Below are 23184 nucleotides of genomic sequence, written 5' to 3'. Positions count from 1 at the left end.
TTTGTATCATCAAAGTCAAACAGTATGAAAACAATATTCGACAGCATCTTATTAAATCGTATCCAATTCGAAAGTTCATCAACGGAAGTTCAACTGGATTGTTGTATTTATGAAAACGGAAGTTCTTATGAGAGTCAGATCTTTGTAAGTATGAGTGCATTTAATCAGTTAATGTGTGAGTTGAGCGTGAGGGGGATTGACTTGAATATGGATGAGAATCTGGATACGATCGTGATCTCTGAAACAGAGGTGATTTACTCCATGGATTTGACCAATGAGATTGAAAAACCGATTTTCTTACCTTACTATTGTTTCCCTGAGCAAAACAAATTATTGAGAGCTTAGATAATCTGGTTTGATCTGTTGTATATCTAACTCGGGTTGAGTGAGATTTTCAGAAATATCTTTGGCATATAAAAAAAAGTTGTATTTTCGAATTGTGTTCTCAGAACATATTGGTTTGAAAAACATTATCTATGAAAAAAGTTATTGCACTTTTTGCGTTTGGGTCTCTATTTTTAGCGGGTTGTCCAAAGCATGAAATTATCCCGGCACCGACACCAAAGGTTGAACTGGAATCAAGTTTTATTGGGATTGTCAATGGAAGTCAGCTGGAGTTGACACAAAATGTTGACGGTTACTATTTGGAAGCTACAAAAACTAAATATATTCTTCCTTCACCTACACCTTCAAAAGCTGCTTATTACGCAAACATGAAATCTTCAAATGGATTGGTTTCTATTCGGGTTGGTTTGGGTTCGATCAGTTTTGACGGAAGCGCTGACAGCGATCCGAGTTTGGCTGTTTTTAATAGTTTTTTCTCATCTATGACTGCACCTGTTTATTCTGCTGCTGCTGCTAACGGTTTTGAAGTAGTTTATCGTGATGGTTCAGGGAATGTTTGGACTTCTGATGATACACAACCTGTTCAGGATGTTATTTTCACAGGAATTGTTCAGGAATCGGATGGTTCGGGAGATTACTCGAAATTCACTTGTACATTTAATTGTAACGTATACCGGACTGTGCCAGATCTGACTACTCCTGTTCTGACTGATTCGTTAACGCTTTCGCTACCAATCCAAAACGCAATCTTAAAGGGTTGGTTCAAACGATAAAATTTAGAAAAGCCATTTGTCAACCGATAAATGGCTTTTTAGTTGATACCTTATGCAGCAACTGAAGATTGGAATTATTGGGGATTTTAATTTTACCTTCAATACGCATCATGCTACTAACATGGCTTTAGACCATGCAGGGCGGTTTTTGGAAGTCGAGTTATCCTATTATTGGATCAAGATCAATGAACTGATCAACATGAAACCACAACAACTGTCAAATTACGACGGGTTTTGGTTTGCTCCGGGTCCCTACCTCAATTTGTTTTATCTCAATGGGGTCATCGATTTGTTATTACAACAGGATACTCCCGTTTTTATTACAGGCGAAGGGTATAAGGCATTGATCGATGTCTTGATTCACCGCAATAATCTGAGTGCAAACGGGGAAAAGCTGATTTCAGATAATTTGGTGGATGGAAACCATTTCGAAAGAGTATACGTTGTTCCTCATTCTTCTGCACTGATCCATTTGTACGAAACACGTAATCCCGAAGAGCTCACAGCAACACGCTATAGTTTGTATCCGCAACTGATAGGAAGCCTCACAGAGACAGATTTGGATATTGAAGCCTACAATCAATTCGAAGAACCGGAGATCATCAGTTTGAAGAACCGTAAATTTTTCCTGGCTTGTGGATTTTGCCCACAAATCAGTTCCACAAGAGAACTCCCGCATCCATTGGTTTACACATTTGTCAAATCCTGCTTTATCGGCAACTAGTTTTCATGTTGTTGGACTTCTTCGAAGTAGTGATCAACCAATAGATTGCCTCCCAACGCAGCTTCAACTGCCAATACATCACATCGTTCGTTTTCAGGGTGACCGTTATGTCCTTTTACCCAAATGAATTCTATCTGGAACGACTTTGCCAAAGCAAGGTACCGGAGCCAAAGGTCTTTGTTCTTTTTCTTGACAAAGCCTTTCGAATGCCAGCCATAAACCCATCTTTTTTCAATAGCATCAATGACATACTTTGAATCGGAGTAGATCCGGATAGGAATGGTAGTGGTTTTTAGGTTTTCTAGGGCGCAAACTACTGCAAGGAGCTCCATTCGGTTATTCGTCGTAAGCCGATAGCCCTGAGAAATTTCCTTTACGGATTGCTTGTACTTCAGGATGATACCATAGCCGCCTGGCCCAGGATTCCCTCTGGCAGAGCCATCTGTGTATATTTGAATGTATTCTGACACAACGCAAAGGTATAAAAATCTATTAGTTTAAAATTTTTGCATAAAGCGATAAAAAAATCAATTTAGGTGAATAGTTGTTAAAAATTCACCCTGGTGGATTTTTTAGGATTCCAATAGTCGGAAATGATGAATGCATATAAAATTCTTCTGAATGCGCTGTTTTTAACGATAAACCAATGGTTTTTAATTTAGTAACAGGTCATTAACTTTCAAGATATCTTTTAAATGTAAGAAATTGGGTTTTGAATTAGATAATTAAATGCGCAATTTTGTAATCGAAAAGGAGCTGATATCTTCAGTTTCTGATTCAGTGAATAGTGGTTAGGTTAGGTTAACGAAAAGCAGTCAGCAATGACTGCTTTTTGTTTTTAACCCGTTTCTATTCAAATCTGTTTATCGAAACAACTCCACGAACCCGGATTTCTGGATGGAATTGTTGTCCTTTAAGATACCATTCAGCTTATAGAAATAGACTCCTTCGCTGCAAGGATCGCCACCTTGTGTTTTTCCATCCCAGAAAATGGATCCAGTGACATTTTTACCCTCATGAACGACATTCCCCCATCGATTCAAAATAACGATGTCAAACGACTTGAAAATGTCGTGTTTGAAAGAGAAGTATTCATTCGTGCCGTCTCCATTCGGTGTGATGATATTCGGCATTTCAAAATCCCCGACAACATTGATCACTTTTGTGTATGTATCGAAACATCCGTTTGGATCTTCTACGGTAAGTGTAACGGTGTAAGATCCAGGAGTGTAGTAATTGGTGTAAACGGATGCATCTGAATTATTGATCGTTTGAGGATTCGGATCCATGTCCCAAGTCCACGTTAAAATTCCGTTCACACTCGTTGATTGATCATCAAATTCAACAGTTGTACCCAAATCGATCAAGGTCGGATTCACTACAAAATAGGCATTCAATCCGATATCCGGAATAGTGATAGGATTCATCGGATAGATGACCTCGCAATTGTTGCTGTCTGTTACCGTCAAGGTTGGATTATAGGTCGTTACATCATGATAAGTATGAGAGAAGCTGGTTGAATCGGTTACAACGGTTCCATCTCCCGTATTCCATACAATGGTTTCCAGGAAACTTGTTGCGCCGATATTGAATTGGACATCCTGACCGCATCCACCTAAGTTTTGTGTCCATGAAGGATTTGCCACCGGTCCGAAAATGGTTAAATAATCGATGTAGGTCGTATCGGAAGTACAGCCGAATTCATCCGTAATTGATAAGGTCAGGCTATAAGTTCCCGGAAATACATACGTATTATTCGGATTTTCAAGAACAGAGGTTTTTCCGTCTCCGAAAATCCAGCTGTAGCTTGAAATATTTCCAAAGGAAAGCGATGCATCGGTCAGGGATGCAAAAACAGGAGGACACAAGTAATCACCATTTGCGTTAGTTGCAGCACCGCTGAACGAATACTGAGGAATTGCCACCGGAGTGGAAATTGTTAACGGGTTGGACAAGGTGTCTTTACATCCGTTTGCATCCGTAACGATCAGTACGTAACCATGCGTAAAACTCGAAGTAGAACTGTTTAAGCTTTCATTGTATGCATGTGCATAATCGGTTGCGGTGCTTACCTGCGATCCATCAACAATCCATTGATAAGTTAATGGTGCTAGCCCTGAGGAAGCATTCACCGTGCTTACATTTTCCAGGTTACAGACAACCGGATCAATGGTAAATACAGCTGTTGGTTTTGTAATCGAAATAGAAGTGGAGGCAGGAGCAGAAACACAACCGAATTGATCAGTTGCCACTAAGGTTGCCGTAAAAGTTCCTTCCGTATTGTAGGTGTGATTTACCGTTGTTCCTACATTGGTCGTTGTTTGAGTCGTGTTATTGTCATTGAATGTAAACAGGAAGGAAGCCAGGTTCACTCCATTGTTTTGTAAGGTGGATCCATTGCTGAATGTCACCAGAAATGGCGCGCACCCCGCATTGTCGTCCGGTGTGATCTGAGCTAAGGGTAAAGCCAGAGCTGTCATCGGATTGAATGTCGCATCATCGGCACATCCTACGCTATTAGTGGCTGTCAAAGTAATCGTAAATGTTCCGAAGTTCGGATAAGCGTAACTCGGATTTGCACCGGTAACGGTTTGACCGTTCCCCATGTTCCAGGAATAAGTTCCGAAAGGATGAGAGGAAGTGGAATTATCCAAAAGCGTGATCGGAGAATTCACACAAACGCTGTCATTCGATATCCCGGCAATTCCAGCTGTGGTGGTCGAAATGTGAACAGTTTGAGTCGTACTGTCAGCACAACCCGTTGTATAGTTGTAAATGACCTGTTTAATGGTATACGTTCCGTAAGTCGCATAATTATGCGAAGTGGAACCCAGATCGGAATCATCAAAAGTCGGATCGTCAAAAGTGGTATTTGTTCCATCTCCCCAACGCCAGATCATCAAACAATCATCCGGAATTTTCCCTATGATGGATTGGTCATTCACGACTACATTCACCGGCAAACTTGCCGGGTTGCAATAAAGTGTCTGTGCCGGTGTGAAACGACTGATAGGTGCCTTGATATAGACCGCGTTTGGAATAATCAAAGTGTCGCTGCATCCTCTGAAGGTTACAATCAAACTCACATCGAAATATCCGGTGTCTTGTGAATAGGAGTAATCCGGATTTTCCTGCGTCGAAGTACCGCCATCTCCGAAATTCCAAAGATAAGTGACTTCACTCGAGGTGTGTGGTGCCAATATAACCGATTGATTGTGAAAATGAATGGATCTTTTCGCACATTCAGGAGATTGGTCGAGCGTGAAATTAACCGCATCTACTTTCCCTACCTCGATATAAGCCGGAATGGTAACACTTCCCTGACAGCCTGTTTGCGTTGTAATAGTTAAAGAAACATCATAAACTCCTAAATTATAGGTGTGTGGTGGTGGATTCTGTCCAACAAATGTGGTTCCGTCCCCGAATGTCCATACCCAGCTTGTGATAGGAATACTTGCCGATGAAGTATCTATGAATGTAACTGTAAGCGGTTCACAACCACTTGTATCTGTACTTGTGAAGCCAGCCACAGGAGGAGTAAGTGTAACTGCAGTTAAGGTGATTGATCCGGGACATCCATTTGCGCCGGTCATCGTAAGCGTAACGTTATAAGTCCCATTGTTCTGATAGGTATGAACAGGAGGGGTTTGTCCATTGAAAGTCGTTCCATCTCCGAAGGTCCACTGGAAATTTGTTCCGCTTGGACTTGTATTCGTGAAAGTTACACCTTGTGGAGCACATCCGGTAGTTGGATTCGCTGTGAATGAAGGGACTGGAGTTGGTAATATCGTAATTTGTTTCGTTGTTGAGCCGGAACAACCCAAACTCGTGTTTTGAGCAGTTAAACTGATGGTGTAAGTTCCGGGAGTTGAAAAGACAACAGTGTTGTTTTGAGATGTTGAATTTGCAGGTCCTCCGGTGAAACTCCAGTTCCAGGAATTCGCACCGACAGTGGAATTATCGGTGATTGATACAGCTGTATTTTGACAGGCTGTTGTAGGTGCGGTGATTCCCGCTTGAAAATTGGAAATGACAATGGGTTTGACAATCGTATCCTTACAGCCAAAGCTATTCGTCGCAATTAAGGTTACGTTATAAGTTCCTGCAGTGGTATAATTGACAGCTGGCGGGTTTTCAAGGGTAGAGGTTTGTGTATTCCCGAAATTCCAATTATACGAAACGGCTCCGGTGGAGGTGTTTCCGAAATTAACACCAACCGGAAGGCTACAACCGTTTGCGGTCGTGGTGAAATTCGGTGTTGGTTTCGGGTTTACTGTTACATATGCCGACTTCAACTCAAAATCTGCTTGTCCATTGGATGCCTGAACTGTTAATGTCACTGTATAGTTGCCGGGGGCACTATACACATGGTCCGGATTCTGCAAGGTAGAAGCATTCCCATCCCCGAAATCCCATGAAAAAGACGTGATAGGTGAACTACCCGCAGTGGATTGATTGGTGAAATGAATGCTTTGTTCCAGGCAAACAGTTAGTGGTGATGCAGTGAATTGAGCAGTAGGTGGTGTTTGAGATAATCCATAAGAGGAAATCAATAGGCATAGAAGTAGTAAACGCATATTTAGCTTAGTTTCAAGGTTCACAATATGTGAGATTAACCAACGCCCATTGTTAATTTGTTAACAATTAGGTAATTAAACCGTTAATCTTCTATTGTAAAGATGCTAAATTAATCGATAAGGTTGCTTGATAGCCAGCGTTTCATTTCATTTAAATCCATCTTTTTTCGGGATGAAATGTTATCTACTTGATCCAGAGTAACTTTACCTAAGCCAAAATATTTGGAATCAGGATGTGCAAAGTACCACCCCGAAACAGATGCAGCCGGCCACATGGCTAACGTTTCTGTTAAGGAAACTCCACTTAGTTCTTCTGCATTCAATAGTTTGAACAGGTTTGGTTTCTCCGTGTGGTCCGGGCAAGCAGGGTAGCCTGGCGCTGGTCGGATTCCTTTGTATTTCTCCGCGATCAAGGCATCATTGTCCAATGTTTCATCGTTGGCATATCCCCATGTTTCGCGTCTGACTTTTGCATGCAGGAATTCGGCAAATGCTTCCGCAAAACGATCTGCAAGTGCTTTTATCATGATGGAGTTGTAATCGTCGTGATCTTCCTCGAAACGCTTGACGTGCGCGTCAATCCCATGACCGGCAGTTACGACAAAAGCTCCCAGGTAATCGATTAAACCGTTTTCTTTCGGAGCAATGAAATCTGCCAGGGAAAGATTGGGTTGTCCTTGTGCTTTTTTTGTCTGTTGACGAAGTGAGTGTTGAATTCCCAATACCGAAGTTCGTTCTTCGTCCGAATAGATTTCGATATCATCATCCACACTATTTGCCGGAAAAATCCCAAAAGCTGCTTTAGCTGTAAGCCATTTCTCATCTACGATCTGCTTCAGCATTGCCTGTGCATCTGCATAGAGTTGGGTAGCTTCTTTTCCAACTACCTCATCACTTAGGATACGTGGAAACTTCCCATGCAATTCCCAGGTTTGAAAGAAAGGAGTCCAGTCGATATACGGAACTAAAAGCGACAAATCCTGTTGTTCGATCACCTGAACACCTAATTGATTCGGTTTTTTGATGGTTTCATTATTGAAATCTAGTACCAATCGATTCTTTAAAGCGTCTTCATATGAAAGTACTTGTTTTGCACCGCGGTGTTTTTCATGGTGTTCGCGAACACGTGCATAATCTGCTTGTATGTCTTTCACAAACTGGTCTTTTTTGTAGCCCAACAATTGTTCAACCACCGTTACAGATCGCGAAGCATCCAATACGTGAACCGTTTGTCCTTTATGATAGTTTTGCTCGATTTTTACAGCTGTATGCACTTTCGAAGTCGTAGCACCGCCAATCAATAATGGAATCGAAAGGTTTGCCCGTTCCATCTCTTTCGCTACGTGAACCATTTCATCCAGTGAAGGAGTGATCAATCCGCTGAGTCCGATAACATGGGCATTTTCGTCAATGGCTGCCTGGATGATCCGTTCAGCAGAAACCATGACACCCAAATCCACAATTTCGTAGTTGTTGCAGCTGAGTACGACCGAAACAATGTTCTTTCCAATATCGTGAACATCTCCTTTGACGGTTGCCATGATGATCTTTCCTGCAGAACTCGATTTTCCATCTTTTTCCGCATCGATATACGGTAGGAGGTAAGCTACTGCTTTTTTCATTACACGTGCCGACTTCACTACTTGAGGAAGGAACATTTTCCCGCTTCCAAACAAATCTCCAACGATATTCATTCCATCCATCAACGGACCTTCGATCACTTGGATCGGTCTTTCAAATTGATGACGGCATTCTTCCACATCCTCATCGATGAAGTCTACAATTCCTTTCACCAATGCATGAGCCAGACGGTCATTTACAGGAAGACTTCTCCATTCCTGAGAAACTTCCTTTTTCTTGTCTTCTCCTTTGAAGCTTTCCGCAAAATCCAATAAGCGCTCAGTTGCATCCTCTCTTCTATTCAACAAAACGTCTTCTACACGTTCCAGTAATTCTTTGTCGATATCATCGTAAACTTCCAACATGGAAGGATTCACAATTCCCATATCCATTCCGTGCTGAATTGCGTGATACAGGAATGCGGAATGCATTGCTTCACGTACCGGGTTGTTTCCACGGAAAGAGAATGAAACGTTTGAAACTCCACCTGAAACATGCGCTCCCGGAAGGTTTTCACGAATCCATTTCGTTGCACGGAAGAAATCCAGTGCATTGTTGTTATGTTCTTCCATTCCCGTTGCTACCGGGAAAATATTCGGGTCAAAGATGATGTCTTCTGGAGCGAATTTGACCACGTCGACCAAAATGCGGTAAGAACGTTCGCAAATCTCCAAACGTCTTTCATAGCTGTCTGCCTGACCTTTCTCATCAAAAGCCATTACAACGGAAGCTGCACCGTAACGTTTGATCAGTTTTGCCTGACGGATAAAGTTTTCTTCGCCTTCTTTGAGAGAAATCGAGTTGACGATTCCTTTTCCCTGAATACATTGTAATCCGGCTTCGATAATTTCCCATTTGGAACTATCCACCATGATCGGAACGCTGGAAATATCGGGTTCGGCAGCAATGAGGTTCAGGAATTTCACCATGGCTTCCTTGCCATCGATCATTCCCTCATCCATATTGATGTCGATTACTTGTGCTCCTCCTTCAACCTGTTCACGTGCAACGGATAAGGCTGCTTCGTAATCATTGTCCTTGATCATGCGCAGAAATGCCCGTGATCCGGTTACGTTGGTTCGTTCACCGATGTTTGTGAAGTTACTTTCAGGTGTGATGGTAATGGCTTCTAAGCCCGATAAGCGTAAATAGTTCATGCGTTTGTTGTTTCGCTAATTTTTCTTGGTGAATACTTTGCTGCAATTTCAGCCATTTTGCGAATGTGTTCCGGAGTTGTGCCACAGCAGCCTCCAATGATATTGATCAATCCTTCCTGAAGGAATTCCTCGATTTGGGAACCCATCATTTCCGGAGTTTCGTCGTATTGACCGAATTCATTCGGTAAACCGGCATTGGGATGTGCACTGATTGCAAAAGGAGCCTGATTGGATAATACCTGCAAATAAGGTCTCATCGCATCGGCACCCAAAGCGCAATTCAATCCGATGCTTAAAAGTGGCATGTGGGAAACGGAAACCAAAAATGCTTCGGTAGTCTGACCCGTTAATGTCCGCCCACTCTGGTCGGTAATCGTTCCGGAAATCATGATCGGGATTTGGATTCCCCGTTCTTCGCTTAATTCATCAATGGCAAACATAGCTGCCTTCGAATTCAAGGTATCAGTGATGGTTTCAACCAATAGGAAATCTGCTCCTCCGTCCATCAAACCGGTTGCCTGTTCTTTGAACGCGACTACCAATTCATTGAACGTGATTGCTCTGAATCCCGGGTCATTCACATCCGGAGACATGGATGCCAGTTTGGTGGTAGGTCCCATGGAACCTGCAACAAAGCGCGGTTTATGTGGTTCTCTTGCTGTAAATTCATCGCAAACTTCACGAGCAATTTTCGCCCCGTGGTAGTTGATGTCGTAAACAGCGTGTTCCAAATGATAATCAGCTTGAGCAACAGTCGTTCCACCAAACGTATTGGTTTCAATGATGTCAGCCCCAGCCTCCAGGTATTGCGCATGAATTTCTTTGATGATATCGGGACGGGTTAGAACCAACAGGTCATTATCGCCCTTTAATTTATGTGGATGATCTTCAAACCAACCCTTACGGAAATCGTCTTCGTCCAACTCGTAACGTTGGATCATGGTTCCCATTGCTCCATCGAGAATGAGAATGCGTTCGTTCATTAATTGCTTGATGTCTTTCATAGCTCTATTTATTCTTTGCAAACTATGAAGTAGGGGAAGTAGCTAAAAACTACTTGTAACTTATCTTTTCCTTCAGCCACGGCTGATGAATCGGATTTGGCACCTTCTCCTTCTCGCAAGAGTCGGCAGGTTGCCAAGGTTTCGCAGGGCCTGTCCCTCCACCTTTCTTCATAAGTTATATCAAAGATCTGGGGCAAAGATACACAGTAGATTTGATTTTGAAAAGTAATTGGATGAAATTCGTGATAACGCGACGGATGAATTTGGTAGGGATGTGACGCATCACGTCCCTACTGCAATTTATTTCGCGATCAATTTAAAAATTGAATTTCATATTCCGGTCGTCCAAAACGGCAAAGGAAATCTTCCCGGTCCATCTGGGAGTAATATTATTTCCATCTGAAAAGACTGCGTATAGTCCAATCCGAAGTCTTCGTTTCGAGAATTTGAAATTGCGCTCAATTCCACCCAATACCTCGTAATGTTTCCAGTTGTATTGTGCCACATACAATGCTCCGAAACCAACTACCAATCCGATTCCGGTTTTCTTCATGAAGGGGATCTTATTGATGATGGATCCGTTGTCGTGGTGAATGAAATGCGCTTCGATGTAATAATCTCGTGAAGGAAGTGATGAATCCTGATCCTGGAATGAGTATAGTGGGTTTGAAAACCAGATGGGATCACTTCTTCGCTGGTATTTGAAATCTGCGTCCTTCAGATTCTTGGAACTCAGAAATTTTCCGGATTTCACATGGTAAGAAGATGTTCCGAAGGTTCCTAATTGAAAGTTCTGATAAATTCCGACCAAACCGTATTCGTGGTCCACATCACTTCCGAATAATTTGGGAATTCCACGCTCATAATAGGCGTAAATGGAAGGCCATTTGGAACCGAGCACCACTTTCCGATGAGGTTCGCGCATGTATTTTTGTCCCGGAGTGTAGGTAATTGTCACCTCACCCAAAAGAGCTTGGTATCCTTGGAAAGGTTTGAAATCGTCATTGGGAATGACTTCGTCGAGGAATCCCAATTTCTTGTATCCGTTAATGGATCGCCGTTCGCAGAATTGGAAGTTGAAATCGACATAGAGTCCGTTGATGTATTCCTGTGTTTGCCCGATGTCCAAAGAGGTGGCTTCAATGAAATTACTCCGTTTATAGATTTGTGTGATGGCATCGTAGGAGACAATGGCATCAAAATCATGATCGAACCCGAACTTTAACCGGGCTTGTTTAAATGGATTGTAGAGATAATTCCCATTGATATTTCCTTTAATGTCGTGATTCAGGAACCCATACGAGATTTCTGCATTGACATCCAATGTTCGTTGATCTTCCCATTTCTTGAAGTAGTTGAAACCCGGTGCGATCCGTGGTCCGGCAGGATACAAAGGTCTCAGAATCGCTGCCAGTGAATTGATCGACCATTGTACTTTTTTAGGACGATTCCGATGTTCGACACCAAACCAGATCACTTTCAGGAAAGTCACTTTGTTGAAGACCTTGTCAATGGAATCCAGGTATTCTTTCCGGTTCATGGCGTCATGAATACTGTCTCTGACGAGAATAAACCGTTGCTCTTCGGGAGTCAATGAAACAGCACGCTGTTCTTTCCAGAAAAGGGAATCCTTGTCATAAGCCTCGTCTGTTGTGACTGCCAGTTCATTGTTGAAAAATTTGGGAGGGTAATTCGGTTGGAAATTGTAATTCGAGAATTGTGCGGTGGTTTTGCAGGTTGAAGCCTGATTTTTGTATTTCACCCCATAATCCAGAACCTGTTCTTTCAAGACACACATCGAATCTCCGGCTAGGTCAAATTCCTGGTGAATGGTAAAGTAATCGTACATGAACAGGTTTCCTTTTTCCATGGTGAGATCCAATTTCTGGATGAGCCACAGGGAATCGACGACATAGATATAACCGGTGAGCGTGGAAGTGGAGCTCATTCTCGGGATGATCCTGATCTTATTGATCCGCCTTCCGTTTTCTTCGTATTGTGCCTCCAACCGGTAACGGTAAGACAAGATCCCGGGTGTAGAAATGGGACTCATCACCGGAGTACTGTGCAGATCTTCGAGGTGAAGCAGGTTTTCAAAAAAGTTGAAATTGGATTTGACGGTCGTGGTGTAGTAAAGTGTCCTGTCTTCTCCACGAAGCTCATAGGCGTTGCGGATTTCTTTCACTTTATTCGGCGGTGCGTAATGGCGTGTGACCTGGATTTCCGCAATATTCATGTTCCCGGCCAATTTGGCCAGTCTCCGCTGTTCTTCCTCAAAGGGATCGGCTTCCTGTCTGTCGTTTTTTGAACTAGAGTCTTTTTCCTTTCGGACGATCGACTCCGTGGCCTTGATATAGACATCGGTGGAATGGGGATAAGCCCAGGGATTGATCTGGTCGCGTTTTTTGACAACCTTCAGCATGATTTCTCTTCCCGGATTTCCTCGCTTTACGGAGATTTCCGCTTCATCCAGTTCATTGATCTTTATCGGGAAAAGTTGAATGTCCTTTACCGCACCTTTGTTGGCAATTACCACATAGGTTTCCCGTTCTTCGTAACCCGCCAGATTGACAATGATGAAGTATTCCCCGTCGAACAGCTGAAGCGAGTATTTTCCATTTTCGTCTGTTTGGGTTCGCAGATCCGTATTGTTCTTGATATAAACATTTGCAAATGGGATCGGGATTTTTTTCTCATCCAAAACCGTCCCACTCAAATTCCATTGGGAAAATGTAAGAGTAGGTAAACAGATAAAACAGAGTAGGTAAAAAACCTTCAAAAGCTTCATTTAACCTGGCGTATTTTGTGAAGCGAAAATAAGTAGATTTGGATGCTAATTAATTGAAAATAAGTTAAAAGATCAAATTTAGGTTTGAGCGGTTATTTCTTTTGTTGGTTATTCAAAAAAGCTTGGTGTTTTTCCATTCTCTTTCTCATAAAACGTCTCATGAAATAAGTGCCCAATGCCATAAAAGCGAAGGCGTAGTAAACCGCCCAGCTACTGAAACTTTCCTTCAAACACATAATTGTCACCAGAATGATGATGATGATTCCCATTGACAGCCAAAAGAGCTCCATGATGCGATTGTATATTTTCATGCCTGTTATCTTTTAATTTATGATCCACTGCCGTGGATCGATTATCCGAAGCGGTGCTTCGTTCTATTTTTTTATTGAAATACGACCTTGAGGTTCCAGGAACTCATAAAACGAAAAATCTTGCTTTGCGCGAATGCCTTTTCCATAAATCAGTTCCGTGGGACTTTTGATCATGACCATTTTGTCTGTAAAGATAAGACTATCTTTTTGATCCCAGTAAAGTGCTTCGGTGTACAGGGTCTGTTTTCGTGCAGGATTGTACAACTGAACGGAATCCAGAACACGCATGGTTCCTTTTGTTTCGTTGATTTCGCCATAAAGTCCTGTAAGCACGGATTCCTGGTTTCCTCCGTCATCGAAGAATTCTACCTTGATCCCTTCCTTGAACTTGGTGACCTGTTCCGGTTTTGAATAGGCTTCAGCTAATGGAGCGTACAATTTGAATTGCGGGAAACCACCTTCCGTTTGAAGGACGTACAATTCCTCTGTTTTTTGCTCGGGATCCGTTGACTTGAATGTGATTTGCTTGATCGTATCGAGATCGTTCACGCAAGAACAAACTACCAGTGCACATGCAAAGCAAAGATAAACGAATGTTTGTCCGTGCCTCATTAATCCAATTTATACTTTTTGAACCATTTTTCGTAAGACGAAGGAGCAATAATGATCCCGAAGTTGATAGAGTAGAATCGTTCTTTCAGGTCAGCGGCATTTCCCGTGCTGTTAGCTCCGTAATTGAAACTGACATTTAATGAGGAGTTTGTTTTCTGAGCCAGGAACGGGAATCCCAATCCAGCAGTAACCACAGCAGTTTTCAATTGTCTTCCGTTTATGGAGTTCGGAAGCAAACCGTACTGACCACCAATGCGGTACTTGATTTTTGAAAAGTACTTGATACCCTTAACCTTTTTGGTTACATCGATACTTGGAATGTATTGCAACCCGATTTTGGATACGTACGTGTTTGAAAACTCAGAGGAAGTATGTGCACCGAATTGCTCAGCATAGGATTTCCATTGCATCAGTGTCACTTCTGCGAATATTCCCAGTTGATACTTCATCCCATCTGTTTTTTTCGTGTCAGGAGTGAAGGCATAACCGGCTCCGAAAGTCTGCTTGCTTGGGAAAACGATTTTCCCTTTGTTGTTATCAACGTAACTGACCGTATCGGTGTATGAAAGCTGGTTGTTTACATCCGTAGCATAAAACAGGGAGTAATCCAGGTAAGAGTTAATAGAGATTTGAGGAGTGTAAACTGCAGATACAAAGAGTTGTTTCCGTTTGTCAATATCCAGGAAACGCTGATAGTTGGCTCCAAACGAATAGTAAAGTGATTTCAAACGATACGTTGTCAGGTCAACACCTCCAGCCGGGCTATTGGCATCAAATACGCTGCTTCGTTGGTTGGTGACAGATCCGAACAAGTATCCCAGATTGAAACCGACACTTAAATACGATCTCTCTGTTTTGATGATAGAGTAAGCCAATCCGACAAAAAGTAAGTTCGTTGATCCGTAACCCTGATAGTTAAACGTGGTGGAATCATCGTAGGTGTATGACCGCTGACTTAGATTGTATCCTTTTCGCGTAAATGGTTTTAATCCGAGTGCAATTCCGAAACGGTTTCCGATGGGAATCGCCATGGTAATGTTTGAAATCCCGGTTGTTTTTCCATTGAAACTGCCTGAACTATTCGAATAAGTTGAGAATCGGGATGCAATTCCAACCGAAAACAAGGGTTGACCGTAAGACAATAGGGAATAACTGGAAGGGTTGTACGTATTGATCAAAGTTGAATCAAAACTAATACTGGAAATATTCCCCATTCCACCGAATTGGGCTTCGGGAAGGGCTCCTTCTTCGCCAATACCTGTTGTACTATACGGTGATGATGAAGTGGTTTGTGCCCACATAGTGAAACACGAAATAGTACTAAATACTAGAAGAAAGAGTTGTTTGAGCATGTAAGAGTGCTATTAATAATCCTTTTAAGGTTAAATTCTCGTCGGCAAATATGCCATATTTATTACCTAATTCAAAATATTGACTGTCGCCACCAGTGAGAAAAATTGTTAATTCGGGGTAAAGTCTTCGATATTCTTCGATAAAACCTACCATTTCCAAATGCATTCCATTCATCACACCACTTCGCATCGCATCCAGGGTGTTTTTCCCGATGAACGGTCCTTGAATCCGATCATCGATTAACGGCAATTTTCCCGTAAACTGATTCATTGATTTGTACCGCAATTCAATTCCGGGGGAAATGCTTCCTCCTTCATAGATTTGGGGATAACGAACAAAATCATATTTGATACAGGTTCCAACATCAATGACTAACGCATTTTTCTCCGAAATATTGGCTGCGGCGATTGCATTTGCCAGGCGATCTATTCCAAGCGTTTCCGGAGACTCGTAATGGTTGGTTAATGGAATGGGTAATTTCTGATTGAACAAAATGGCATTGGGAAGAAGACCTTTGATCCATTTGGTGTTCTTATCTGACCGGACAGAGCTAATAATTCCTGCACACAATTTGTGTTTGAGCAAGTAGGATTTGAACTTATCCAATTCCTCATTTGAAAAAGCATGAACTTCTTGTAAATTAGAATCTTGGAATAAACCAACCTTGATCCGGGTATTTCCGGCATCCACTACAATTGATTTAATTCCCTGTTCCATCAGGGACAAAGATAGGATTGATTTAGAAAAATTTTCACTTTTTTTTAGGAGGAATGAATTCTATTACTATCTTTGCCCCCACAATTGAGGATGGTGATGTAGCTCAGTTGGTAGAGCAAAGGACTGAAAATCCTTGTGTCGGGGGTTCGATTCCCTCCATCACCACTTGATAAAGCTTCAGAGAAATCTGGAGCTTTTTTTATTCCCCCAACGCAAGGATTTTCAGATTTGTGTTGGGGGTTCCCTGTCTGCTTGACGCAGTCAGGCAGGGATTCCCTCCATCACCACCAGTTAAGTTTCAGAGAAATCTTGGGCTTTTTGTTTATATTCAATTCATGAAACACTATTCAGTCTATGTAATTCAAAGTGAATTTAACGGATCATTCTATGTAGGAATGGCACTAGATGTTCAAGAACGCTTGAAAGAACATAATGCCGGTAAATCAACTTACACGAAATCATTCATTCCATGGAAATTGATTTATTCAGAAGAGGTTGGTGAAGCCCCATTGGCTCGTCAACGCGAAAAGTATTTAAAATCGACAGCTGGAAAGAACTTTCTTCGAAAGCAAGGTATTATAGATTAATCGGGGGTTCCCTCATCACCACAAAAAGACTCGCTCTCACTCCCGATAGCTATCGGGACACTCTTTTCGGGCTTTTTTCTTTTTGCAGAGCGAGAGCGGAGAGTGAGAGAAGAGTGCGAAATCCCGGTTCGAAGGTTCAATTTTGTCTCCTCCCTCCGAGGGAGGATTAAGGAGGGTGGTGTTGTCAAATCTCCCGCAAGAACCGATCTCATTCAGTTTTCCAAAATTTAGAGCGGTTCGATTCCGGTTTGCTCGGAAGGTGTTGTATTTCAGATTTTTTTTGGGTAGTATTGAATAGTGAAAAACAAAATGATGGATCAGTGCACAATTCTGTGTAGGCACAAATAAATCTTGCATAAATTTGGATTAAGTATCCAACATTGAAGACGAAAAAATCCCTTTTAGAGACTTCTCTCTATTTCCAGATTCATTAAAAAGAGAATTCGATAACAAAAAGATTTCTATTTAATCACAAGATGGCTTCGGGATAATGGGTAAACAATTCGGGCATCAAGTTGATTGATTGTAAACTTTCATGCTGTGTAAAGATTTTTTGAGGAAAGTAAACGGAACGGAGTTGATTTTCAAATTCGGGGATTCCGCTGCACGAAAAGGAGTAGACGGCCTTTTTGGCGTTGAAGAAATAATAAGTTGAAGAATCTTTTTTGTGGATAAAGATTACCTGATCCCATTCGTCAGAACGCAACACACAGAAATAATCCGGTCGTTTTTTGATTAAACTGTATTTTCTCCACGGTTTGGAGAAACAAATCAATTCATCAGTGAGTTGAATTTTTAATACACTGTGAAAAATGAATTCTGTAAGTGGGTAGCAAAGGATCACCGACACAACTACAGTTAATAACCAATGAGCATCTGCAAGAGCAACTGCAAGGGGAAATAATCCCAAAATGAGCGCTCCCAAAAAAACATATAGAAATGTGGATTCGTAATTATTTGATGATTTGATTTGCATAGTTGCAAGGTAGTTAAAGTCTAATAAATAACCTTAAAGAGGTTTTAGTTCCATTCGTTGGAATCATCCCGTTATTGGTGTTTGTGTTTCCGGTTCCATTTCCGTTCGCTCTTCTCCACTTGATAAAGCTTCAGAGAAATCTGGAGCTTTTTTCTTTTTGTCCCTCAAGACTCGCTCTCACTCCCGATAGCTATCGGGACACTCTTTCCGGGCTTTTTTCTTTTTGCAGAGCGAGAATGGAGAACGAGAATAAAGATAGAACCCCGGTTCGAAACTTTAATCTAGTCTCCTCCCTCCGAGGGAGGATTAACGCTTACGCCGAAGCTTCAGCGTAGGTGCTAAGGAGGGTGGCGTTGTCAAATCTCCCGCAAGAACCGATCTCACTCAGGTTCCCAAAATTTAAAGCGGTTCGATTCCCTTATGCTCGAAAGATGTAAATGATGCTTTTTTCGTTTTCCCTCATTCCAATAGCTATCGGAATACGCTCAAACTTTTGTGGCTCTTTTTACCAAATGATAAAATTCATAAAGCGCACTTTAATTAACTTGCAACCATGGAAGATTTCATTGAATACATTTTACAGTTCGGTAGCCTCAATAAGCAACAGATCGATTTTATAAAAGCACAAACAACAGTGCTGGAGCTTCAGAAAGACGCATATTTTTCTGAGGCAGGAAAAGTCCCGAAACAAGTAGGCTTCGTTGTGGAAGGAGTTATTCGCGGCTGTTACTATAATAACAAAGGTGAAGAAATTACACGCTGTTTTATCAGCGAAAACAGTCTCGTAGTCGACTACTTCAATTTTGAAAACAGCACCGCCTCATCGGAGTACCTGCAGGCCGGCACCGATTGCAGACTTATCGTATTTTCAAAACAAAATTGGGAAGATCTTTCTGAGACAATTGTGGGCTGGGATACCATCAAAAACAAGATGGTTCAGAAATGCCTTTTTCAAAAATCAAGAAAAGGCCCTGTAATCTCACAGGATGCAACTACGCGCTATTTGGAATTTATGGCAAATTATCCGTCGCTGATCAACCGAATTCCATTGGCATACATTGCCTCTTACTTAGGTGTCACTCAACAATCGCTGAGCAGGATTAGAAAAAACATCCGCTGAATCATTTTTTACCAAATGGTAAACCATTTCATTTTTTGAAGGATCATTTTTGTCCTATAGTTTAAAATAGAAAAAAATGAAATCAGTACTAATTACAGGGGCCAACAAAGGCATTGGACTCGAAACGGCAAAGCAACTTTCAAAAAATGGATTGTTCGTTTACCTGGGAAGCCGAAGCATTGAAAAAGGGAATGCTATCGTTAAAGAATTACAAGAAGCTGGCTACCGGAATATAAAGGTCATTAGCATCGACGTTACCAAGCCGGATACGATTTTATCCGCGAGAAATATTATTGAGGAGGAAAGAGGGCATTTAGATATTCTGATTAATAATGCCGGTGTCAGTGGAATTGTTCCTCAAACTGCTGTGGGAACGGATGTTAATGATTTCAAAGATGTATTCGATGTCAATTTTTATGGTGTTGTGCGCGTTACACAAACTTTTATGGATCTGCTTCAAAAATCCGCTGAGCCAAGAATTGTAAACGTGAGTACAAGTGTCGGATCTCTTTCACTCCAGAGCAATCCTGACTGGCCTGCGTATGATTTTGCTAAGTTTGCAGCTTATGCATCGTCAAAGGCAGCTATGAATATGTACACTGTTCATTTGGCTTATGAATTGCGCGATTCGAACTTTAAAATTAATGCGGTTTGCCCAGGTTATACAAAAACTGATTTTACCGGTTACAACGGCGGTGAAGTGGATACCGCTGGAAATAGAATTACAAAATATGCTTTAATTGACCAGAATGGGCCGACTGGTAAATTTTTCAGTGAGGAAAGCAATCCGGAAACCGGTGAAATTCCATGGTAATGAATGGGAAAGAGAATATCGGACTGCGGGATCACAATCTGTTAATGGTTCCATTTCCATTCACTCTTCTCCACTTGATAAAGCTTCAGAGAAATCTGGAGCTCTTTTTCTTTTTGAGTAGTGAGCGTGAGTATTGTCCCGATAGCTATCGGGAGTGGAATCCCGGTCCGAAGCTGAGATTTAACCTCCTCCTTTGAAGGAGGACCGAGGAGGATGGCGAGCCTTTCTCCCACAAGCATTGATTTCATAAGGTTCCCCCGAATTTATAGCGCTTCGATTCCCCTTTTACAGAAAAGGTGTTTTATCTCGATTTTAAGATATGGACTTGTAATTTGGAAAATAAAATACCTGACTTAACGTTAAGTAACACAAACACGCTTAAAAACACTAACACATGTCACTATTTTCTAATCATTTTTTTATTTCAGCGACTTCATTTTGCCTGTTCCTCACATCCTTTTCTTTCGGGCAAACTTTCCAGTGGGCCAAACAAGCAGGAAGTTCAGGATGGGATCGCGTAAATGTGGTTCAAACAGATGGATTAAATCAGGTTTACCTCTTTGGTAGTTTTGAAGGTACCGTTGATCTGGATCCGGGGTCGGGAGTTTTTCAAATGACTTCTGTGGATGAAAGAGATGCCTTTATCTCTAAACTCGATTCCAACGGCAACTTTATCTGGGCTAAACAATTCGGCGATAGCGCTTTTGTAGATGAAGCAAGTACAATGGGAATAGATGCCCTGGGTAATTTGTATCTCACCGGTTCATTCCTGGGGTCGATAGATTTTAATCCCGGAACAGGAACTTTTTCTATGACCTCCCAAGCAATGGATCGGGATATCTTTATTCTGAAACTGGATAATGATGGAAATTTTGTTTGGGCTAAACAAATCGGTGGGCCATTTAATTACTTTTTTCCTACCCCGGCTCATGCTGCTGCAATTGCCGTGGATGCATCAGGGAATCAGTATTTAACGGGGTATTTTGACGGAACAATCGACTTTGATCCTGATCCGTCTGTTGATTTCGAAATGTCGTCCCAAACAAATTCCACAGACATTTTTGTGTGCAAATTAAATACAGACGGAGCATTCGTTTGGGCCAAACAATTTCAAGGGAATCAGCCTCATTTCGGAGGTGTGGGATATGACATCGCTGTCAATGCACTCGGTGAAGTTTATACCACCGGGACAATAGGAGGGCCTGTTGATTTTGATCCGGGAATGGCTAATTTTTATTTAGCGCCATCAGTTCCGAATAATACGGAAAGCTACCTAAGCAAATTGGATGCTAATGGAAATTTTAGTTGGGCTAGAGCCATGGGCCCCGGTGAAGGAAATGCATTAGCGGTGAATGACCAGGGAGAAGTATATTGTGGCGGATCAACACCTCTGGGATACACTCCTCAGATATACAAAATGGATATATCCGGTCAATTGGTATGGGAAAAGGAATTGGGAGGTAACAACGCTCAAAGCATTACATTAGACGCAAGTGGGAACGTATATACTATCGGTTCGTTTTTCGGGACCAATGATTTTGATCCTGGACAGGGGGTTTTTCAACTTTCCGGAGGAGATTCAGATGCATATATCCGCAAACTCGATTCATCCGGCAACTTTGTCTGGGCGGGCTTGCTGAGTGGAACCGATCAGGTTTGGGCCTGTGATGTAACGATTGATCAGAACGACGCCATGTATGTAGCCGGGTATTTTAGTCAATCGGCAGATTTTGATCCTTCGATTTCCATTTTCAACCTCACAGGACCAGCTTCCAGTTACAATATGTTTGTGACCAAATTGAGCCAGAACTCGGAATTGGGATTAACTCCGAATGACCTTCATGATGGGATAATGCTGTATCCCAATCCAACCAGTGGAAATGTTACTGTTATATGCGAAGGAAGTTACGACGAGTTGTATTTCCAATTGAGAAATATCAACGGACAATTGCTGAGTACACAAGAACTGAAATCCGGAAAACAGGCCGAGATTGAACTTCAACAGACAAGTGGTGTTTATTTGCTGGAGATAACCGACCAAAAACAGTTTCGAACCGTACGCCGAATTGTCAAAAAGTAACTTTCCGGATAAGAAACATCAGTCGTAATTTGAATAGTATGATTTAGATATCAATATGATGTTTTGTCAAAACTTTTTCCTTGTTCAAGTCTCATGACTTTATGTTTTAGTCGTTGTACAGGATATACAAACAGGGATGGTATTCTATTCCATTTTTTTGGTACTTGTAAAACCTATCCAAGCCACCTGAATCATTTGATCTGACTCATGAATCAATAATAGTTAGTCCGGATTAAATAGATGTATCAAACCAAGGAAGGAATAATCTCGTTCTTTAAAACAATGGAGTATTAATCCTAAAAACAATCACCATGAAAAAAGTTCTATTTATCCTTTTCGCATGTGGAGTCCTTTCCATTGCGCACTCACAAATCGTTAATATTCCCGATGCTAACTTTAAAAACTATTTATTGAACCATCCCGGGATCAACACGAATTCCGATAATGAGATCCAGGTATCTGAAGCGTTGAACTTCACCGATAGTATCATGTGTCCGGGAATGCAGATCTATGATTTAGCAGGTATCGAAGCGTTTGAGAACATCACATTTTTGTCGTGTGTAAACAATCAATTGGAAGGATTGGATGTATCGCATAATTTAGCTTTGCAGGATTTGATTTGCGCCATGAATCATATTAGCTCCCTGGATGTTTCATTGAATACCAACCTGCGCAATCTCCGTTGCTCCATCAATCCGATTCAAAGTCTCGATATCAGCAATAACCCGAATCTGGAATATTTGTACTGCGAAAGCAATGGTTTGACTCTGCTTGATGTCAGTCAAAATCCGGATTTAATTGAATTATACTGTACAAGTAATTCCATTCAAACACTTGATTTAACGGGTCTTGCGCTGCTTAAAAGATTGGATTGCAGCTCAAATCCGCTGAATCAGTTGGATTGGGACGCAAACAATGCGCTGGAATACATTATGTGTAATGGCAACCAATTGTCAACTATCAGTTTGGAAGATTGTCCTGCTCTTGTGGAATTTCGTGGGGTAAATGGATATTATACCCAATTGGATTTGTCCAACTGTCCCAATTTGAAACGATTTGATTGTCCGTTCACGCAGTTAACAAGTCTTGATTTCTCGAATAATCCCTTACTGGAGGTCGTGTATTGTTTTTCGAGTCACCTGACTTCTTTGAATATTGCCAACGGAACCAATCCGAACCTGCAATTGCTTTGGGTTTCGAATAACCAGTTGACATGCATCCAGGTTGACGACGCAGCCTATTCTACAGCCAATTGGACCGGAAATAGTTTTGCGTTTGATGCAGGCACCTCTTTTGACGAAGATTGTGTTGCTGGTTTAAGCATTTTAGAAAAGTCAACGATTGAATTTTATCCGAATCCGGCCACAACCCTTGTAACTATCCATGCGGATGAAAAAACGAGTTATAAATTGATGGCAACCGATGGAACGACCATTGCTGCCGGTGAATTTTCGGTTGGAAATAATGTGCTGAATACCGAATCCTTGTCTGCGGGAGTTTACTTTTTTGATTGCGTTGGTGCAACTGCAGGAAGGTTTATTCAAAAATTCCAGAAAATAGAATAAGAATCAGAACGGGATGTGGTTCAAATCTGCCCTTCTCCACAAAAAGAAAAAGCATTCAGCG

19 protein-coding genes, 1 tRNA gene and 1 riboswitch are annotated in these 23184 nt (G+C 41.7%); of the genes, 9 read left to right on the top strand and 11 right to left on the bottom strand.

The genetic code is table 11. The features are described from left to right. Positions 1–24: 24 nt before the first annotated feature. From AAG807_RS09840 to AAG807_RS09830, 3 genes are all read left to right on the top strand, one after another. Positions 25–345 carry a hypothetical protein gene (locus tag AAG807_RS09840; RefSeq protein ID WP_341903036.1) on the top strand — a complete coding sequence of 107 codons (321 nt, stop codon included), beginning with the start codon at positions 25–27 and terminating at the stop codon, positions 343–345. 131 nt (positions 346–476) lie between these two features. Continuing rightward, the gene (locus tag AAG807_RS09835) at positions 477–1118 is read left to right on the top strand and encodes a hypothetical protein (protein ID WP_341903033.1); all 642 of its coding nucleotides are present in this window, start codon (positions 477–479) and stop codon (positions 1116–1118) included. Between the two features lie 52 nt (positions 1119–1170). After that, positions 1171–1842, top strand: a complete 672-nt coding sequence (locus AAG807_RS09830) for a hypothetical protein (protein WP_341903031.1) — start codon at positions 1171–1173, stop codon at positions 1840–1842. Here AAG807_RS09830 and rnhA read toward each other — a convergent pair. The 9 genes from rnhA to AAG807_RS09785 all read right to left on the bottom strand — a co-directional run bounded on the left by rnhA (position 1839) and on the right by AAG807_RS09785 (position 15981). Continuing rightward, positions 1839–2312, bottom strand: coding sequence for a ribonuclease HI (gene rnhA / locus AAG807_RS09825; protein WP_341903029.1), 474 nt, complete (start codon positions 2310–2312; stop codon positions 1839–1841). The two genes, AAG807_RS09830 and rnhA, sit on opposite strands and share 4 nt — an antisense overlap. Before the next feature lie 393 nt (positions 2313–2705). Continuing rightward, a complete protein-coding gene (locus AAG807_RS09820; protein WP_341903027.1) occupies positions 2706–6419 on the bottom strand; it encodes a PKD domain-containing protein in 3714 nt (1237 codons plus the stop codon). 110 nt (positions 6420–6529) lie between these two features. Then, positions 6530–9196, bottom strand: a complete 2667-nt coding sequence (gene metH, locus AAG807_RS09815) for a methionine synthase (protein WP_341903024.1) — start codon at positions 9194–9196, stop codon at positions 6530–6532. Next, complete coding sequence (locus AAG807_RS09810; RefSeq protein WP_341903021.1) at positions 9193–10200, bottom strand: homocysteine S-methyltransferase family protein; 1008 nt, start codon at positions 10198–10200, stop codon at positions 9193–9195. Before AAG807_RS09810 ends, metH begins: the two co-directional genes overlap by 4 nt. Positions 10201–10257: 57 nt before the next feature. Further along, a riboswitch (SAM riboswitch) is annotated at positions 10258–10377 on the bottom strand. A gap of 139 nt (positions 10378–10516) precedes the next feature. Further along, a complete protein-coding gene (locus AAG807_RS09805) occupies positions 10517–12988 on the bottom strand; it encodes a DUF5686 and carboxypeptidase regulatory-like domain-containing protein (RefSeq protein WP_341903019.1) in 2472 nt (823 codons plus the stop codon). A 92-nt stretch (positions 12989–13080) separates the two neighbouring features. Then, on the bottom strand, positions 13081–13299 hold the full coding sequence (locus AAG807_RS09800) for a hypothetical protein (RefSeq protein WP_341903016.1): 219 nt from the start codon (positions 13297–13299) through the stop codon (positions 13081–13083). 63 nt (positions 13300–13362) lie between these two features. Beyond that, complete coding sequence (gene lptC / locus AAG807_RS09795; protein ID WP_341903015.1) at positions 13363–13911, bottom strand: LPS export ABC transporter periplasmic protein LptC; 549 nt, start codon at positions 13909–13911, stop codon at positions 13363–13365. Beyond that, on the bottom strand, positions 13911–15212 hold the full coding sequence (locus AAG807_RS09790) for a hypothetical protein (protein WP_341903012.1): 1302 nt from the start codon (positions 15210–15212) through the stop codon (positions 13911–13913). The genes lptC and AAG807_RS09790 overlap by 1 nt, the downstream gene beginning before the upstream one ends. Before the next feature lie 19 nt (positions 15213–15231). After that, positions 15232–15981 (bottom strand): type III pantothenate kinase, encoded by a 750-nt coding sequence (locus AAG807_RS09785; RefSeq protein ID WP_341903009.1) that lies wholly within the window; start codon positions 15979–15981, stop codon positions 15232–15234. A gap of 92 nt (positions 15982–16073) precedes the next feature. Here AAG807_RS09785 and AAG807_RS09780 point away from each other — a divergent pair. Then, a tRNA-Phe gene (locus tag AAG807_RS09780) sits at positions 16074–16146 on the top strand. A gap of 170 nt (positions 16147–16316) precedes the next feature. Beyond that, positions 16317–16568, top strand: coding sequence for a GIY-YIG nuclease family protein (locus AAG807_RS09775; RefSeq protein WP_341903007.1), 252 nt, complete (start codon positions 16317–16319; stop codon positions 16566–16568). Between the two features lie 469 nt (positions 16569–17037). Here the strand turns inward: AAG807_RS09775 and AAG807_RS09770 are convergent, their stop codons facing one another. Next, positions 17038–17544 carry a hypothetical protein gene (locus AAG807_RS09770; RefSeq protein ID WP_341903005.1) on the bottom strand — a complete coding sequence of 169 codons (507 nt, stop codon included), beginning with the start codon at positions 17542–17544 and terminating at the stop codon, positions 17038–17040. Positions 17545–18097: 553 nt separating this feature from the next. On the opposite strand from AAG807_RS09770, the gene AAG807_RS09765 reads away from it, so the two are divergent. Together AAG807_RS09765 and AAG807_RS09760 are read left to right on the top strand one after the other, a co-directional pair. Next, positions 18098–18664, top strand: coding sequence for a Crp/Fnr family transcriptional regulator (locus AAG807_RS09765; protein ID WP_341903002.1), 567 nt, complete (start codon positions 18098–18100; stop codon positions 18662–18664). A 76-nt stretch (positions 18665–18740) separates the two neighbouring features. Further along, complete coding sequence (locus tag AAG807_RS09760) at positions 18741–19478, top strand: SDR family oxidoreductase (RefSeq protein ID WP_341902999.1); 738 nt, start codon at positions 18741–18743, stop codon at positions 19476–19478. Positions 19479–19519: 41 nt separating this feature from the next. Here AAG807_RS09760 and AAG807_RS09755 read toward each other — a convergent pair whose 3' ends face one another. Continuing rightward, positions 19520–19726 carry a hypothetical protein gene (locus AAG807_RS09755; protein ID WP_341902997.1) on the bottom strand — a complete coding sequence of 69 codons (207 nt, stop codon included), beginning with the start codon at positions 19724–19726 and terminating at the stop codon, positions 19520–19522. A 146-nt stretch (positions 19727–19872) separates the two neighbouring features. Here AAG807_RS09755 and AAG807_RS09750 point away from each other — a divergent pair, with 146 nt between their 5' ends. Both AAG807_RS09750 and AAG807_RS09745 read left to right on the top strand, forming a co-directional pair. Continuing rightward, entirely contained in the window at positions 19873–21558 is a 1686-nt protein-coding gene (locus tag AAG807_RS09750; protein WP_341902995.1) for a T9SS type A sorting domain-containing protein, read from the top strand. Positions 21559–21869: 311 nt separating this feature from the next. Then, a complete protein-coding gene (locus tag AAG807_RS09745) occupies positions 21870–23123 on the top strand; it encodes a T9SS type A sorting domain-containing protein (RefSeq protein ID WP_341902991.1) in 1254 nt (417 codons plus the stop codon). The last annotated feature ends 61 nt before the right edge of the window (positions 23124–23184 follow it).

The organism is Fluviicola taffensis DSM 16823 (assembly GCF_943372375.1).
GTDB classification, from domain to species: Bacteria; Bacteroidota; Bacteroidia; order Flavobacteriales_D; family Crocinitomicaceae; genus Fluviicola; species Fluviicola taffensis_A.
This window is presented reverse-complemented; position numbering and strand designations above follow the sequence as displayed.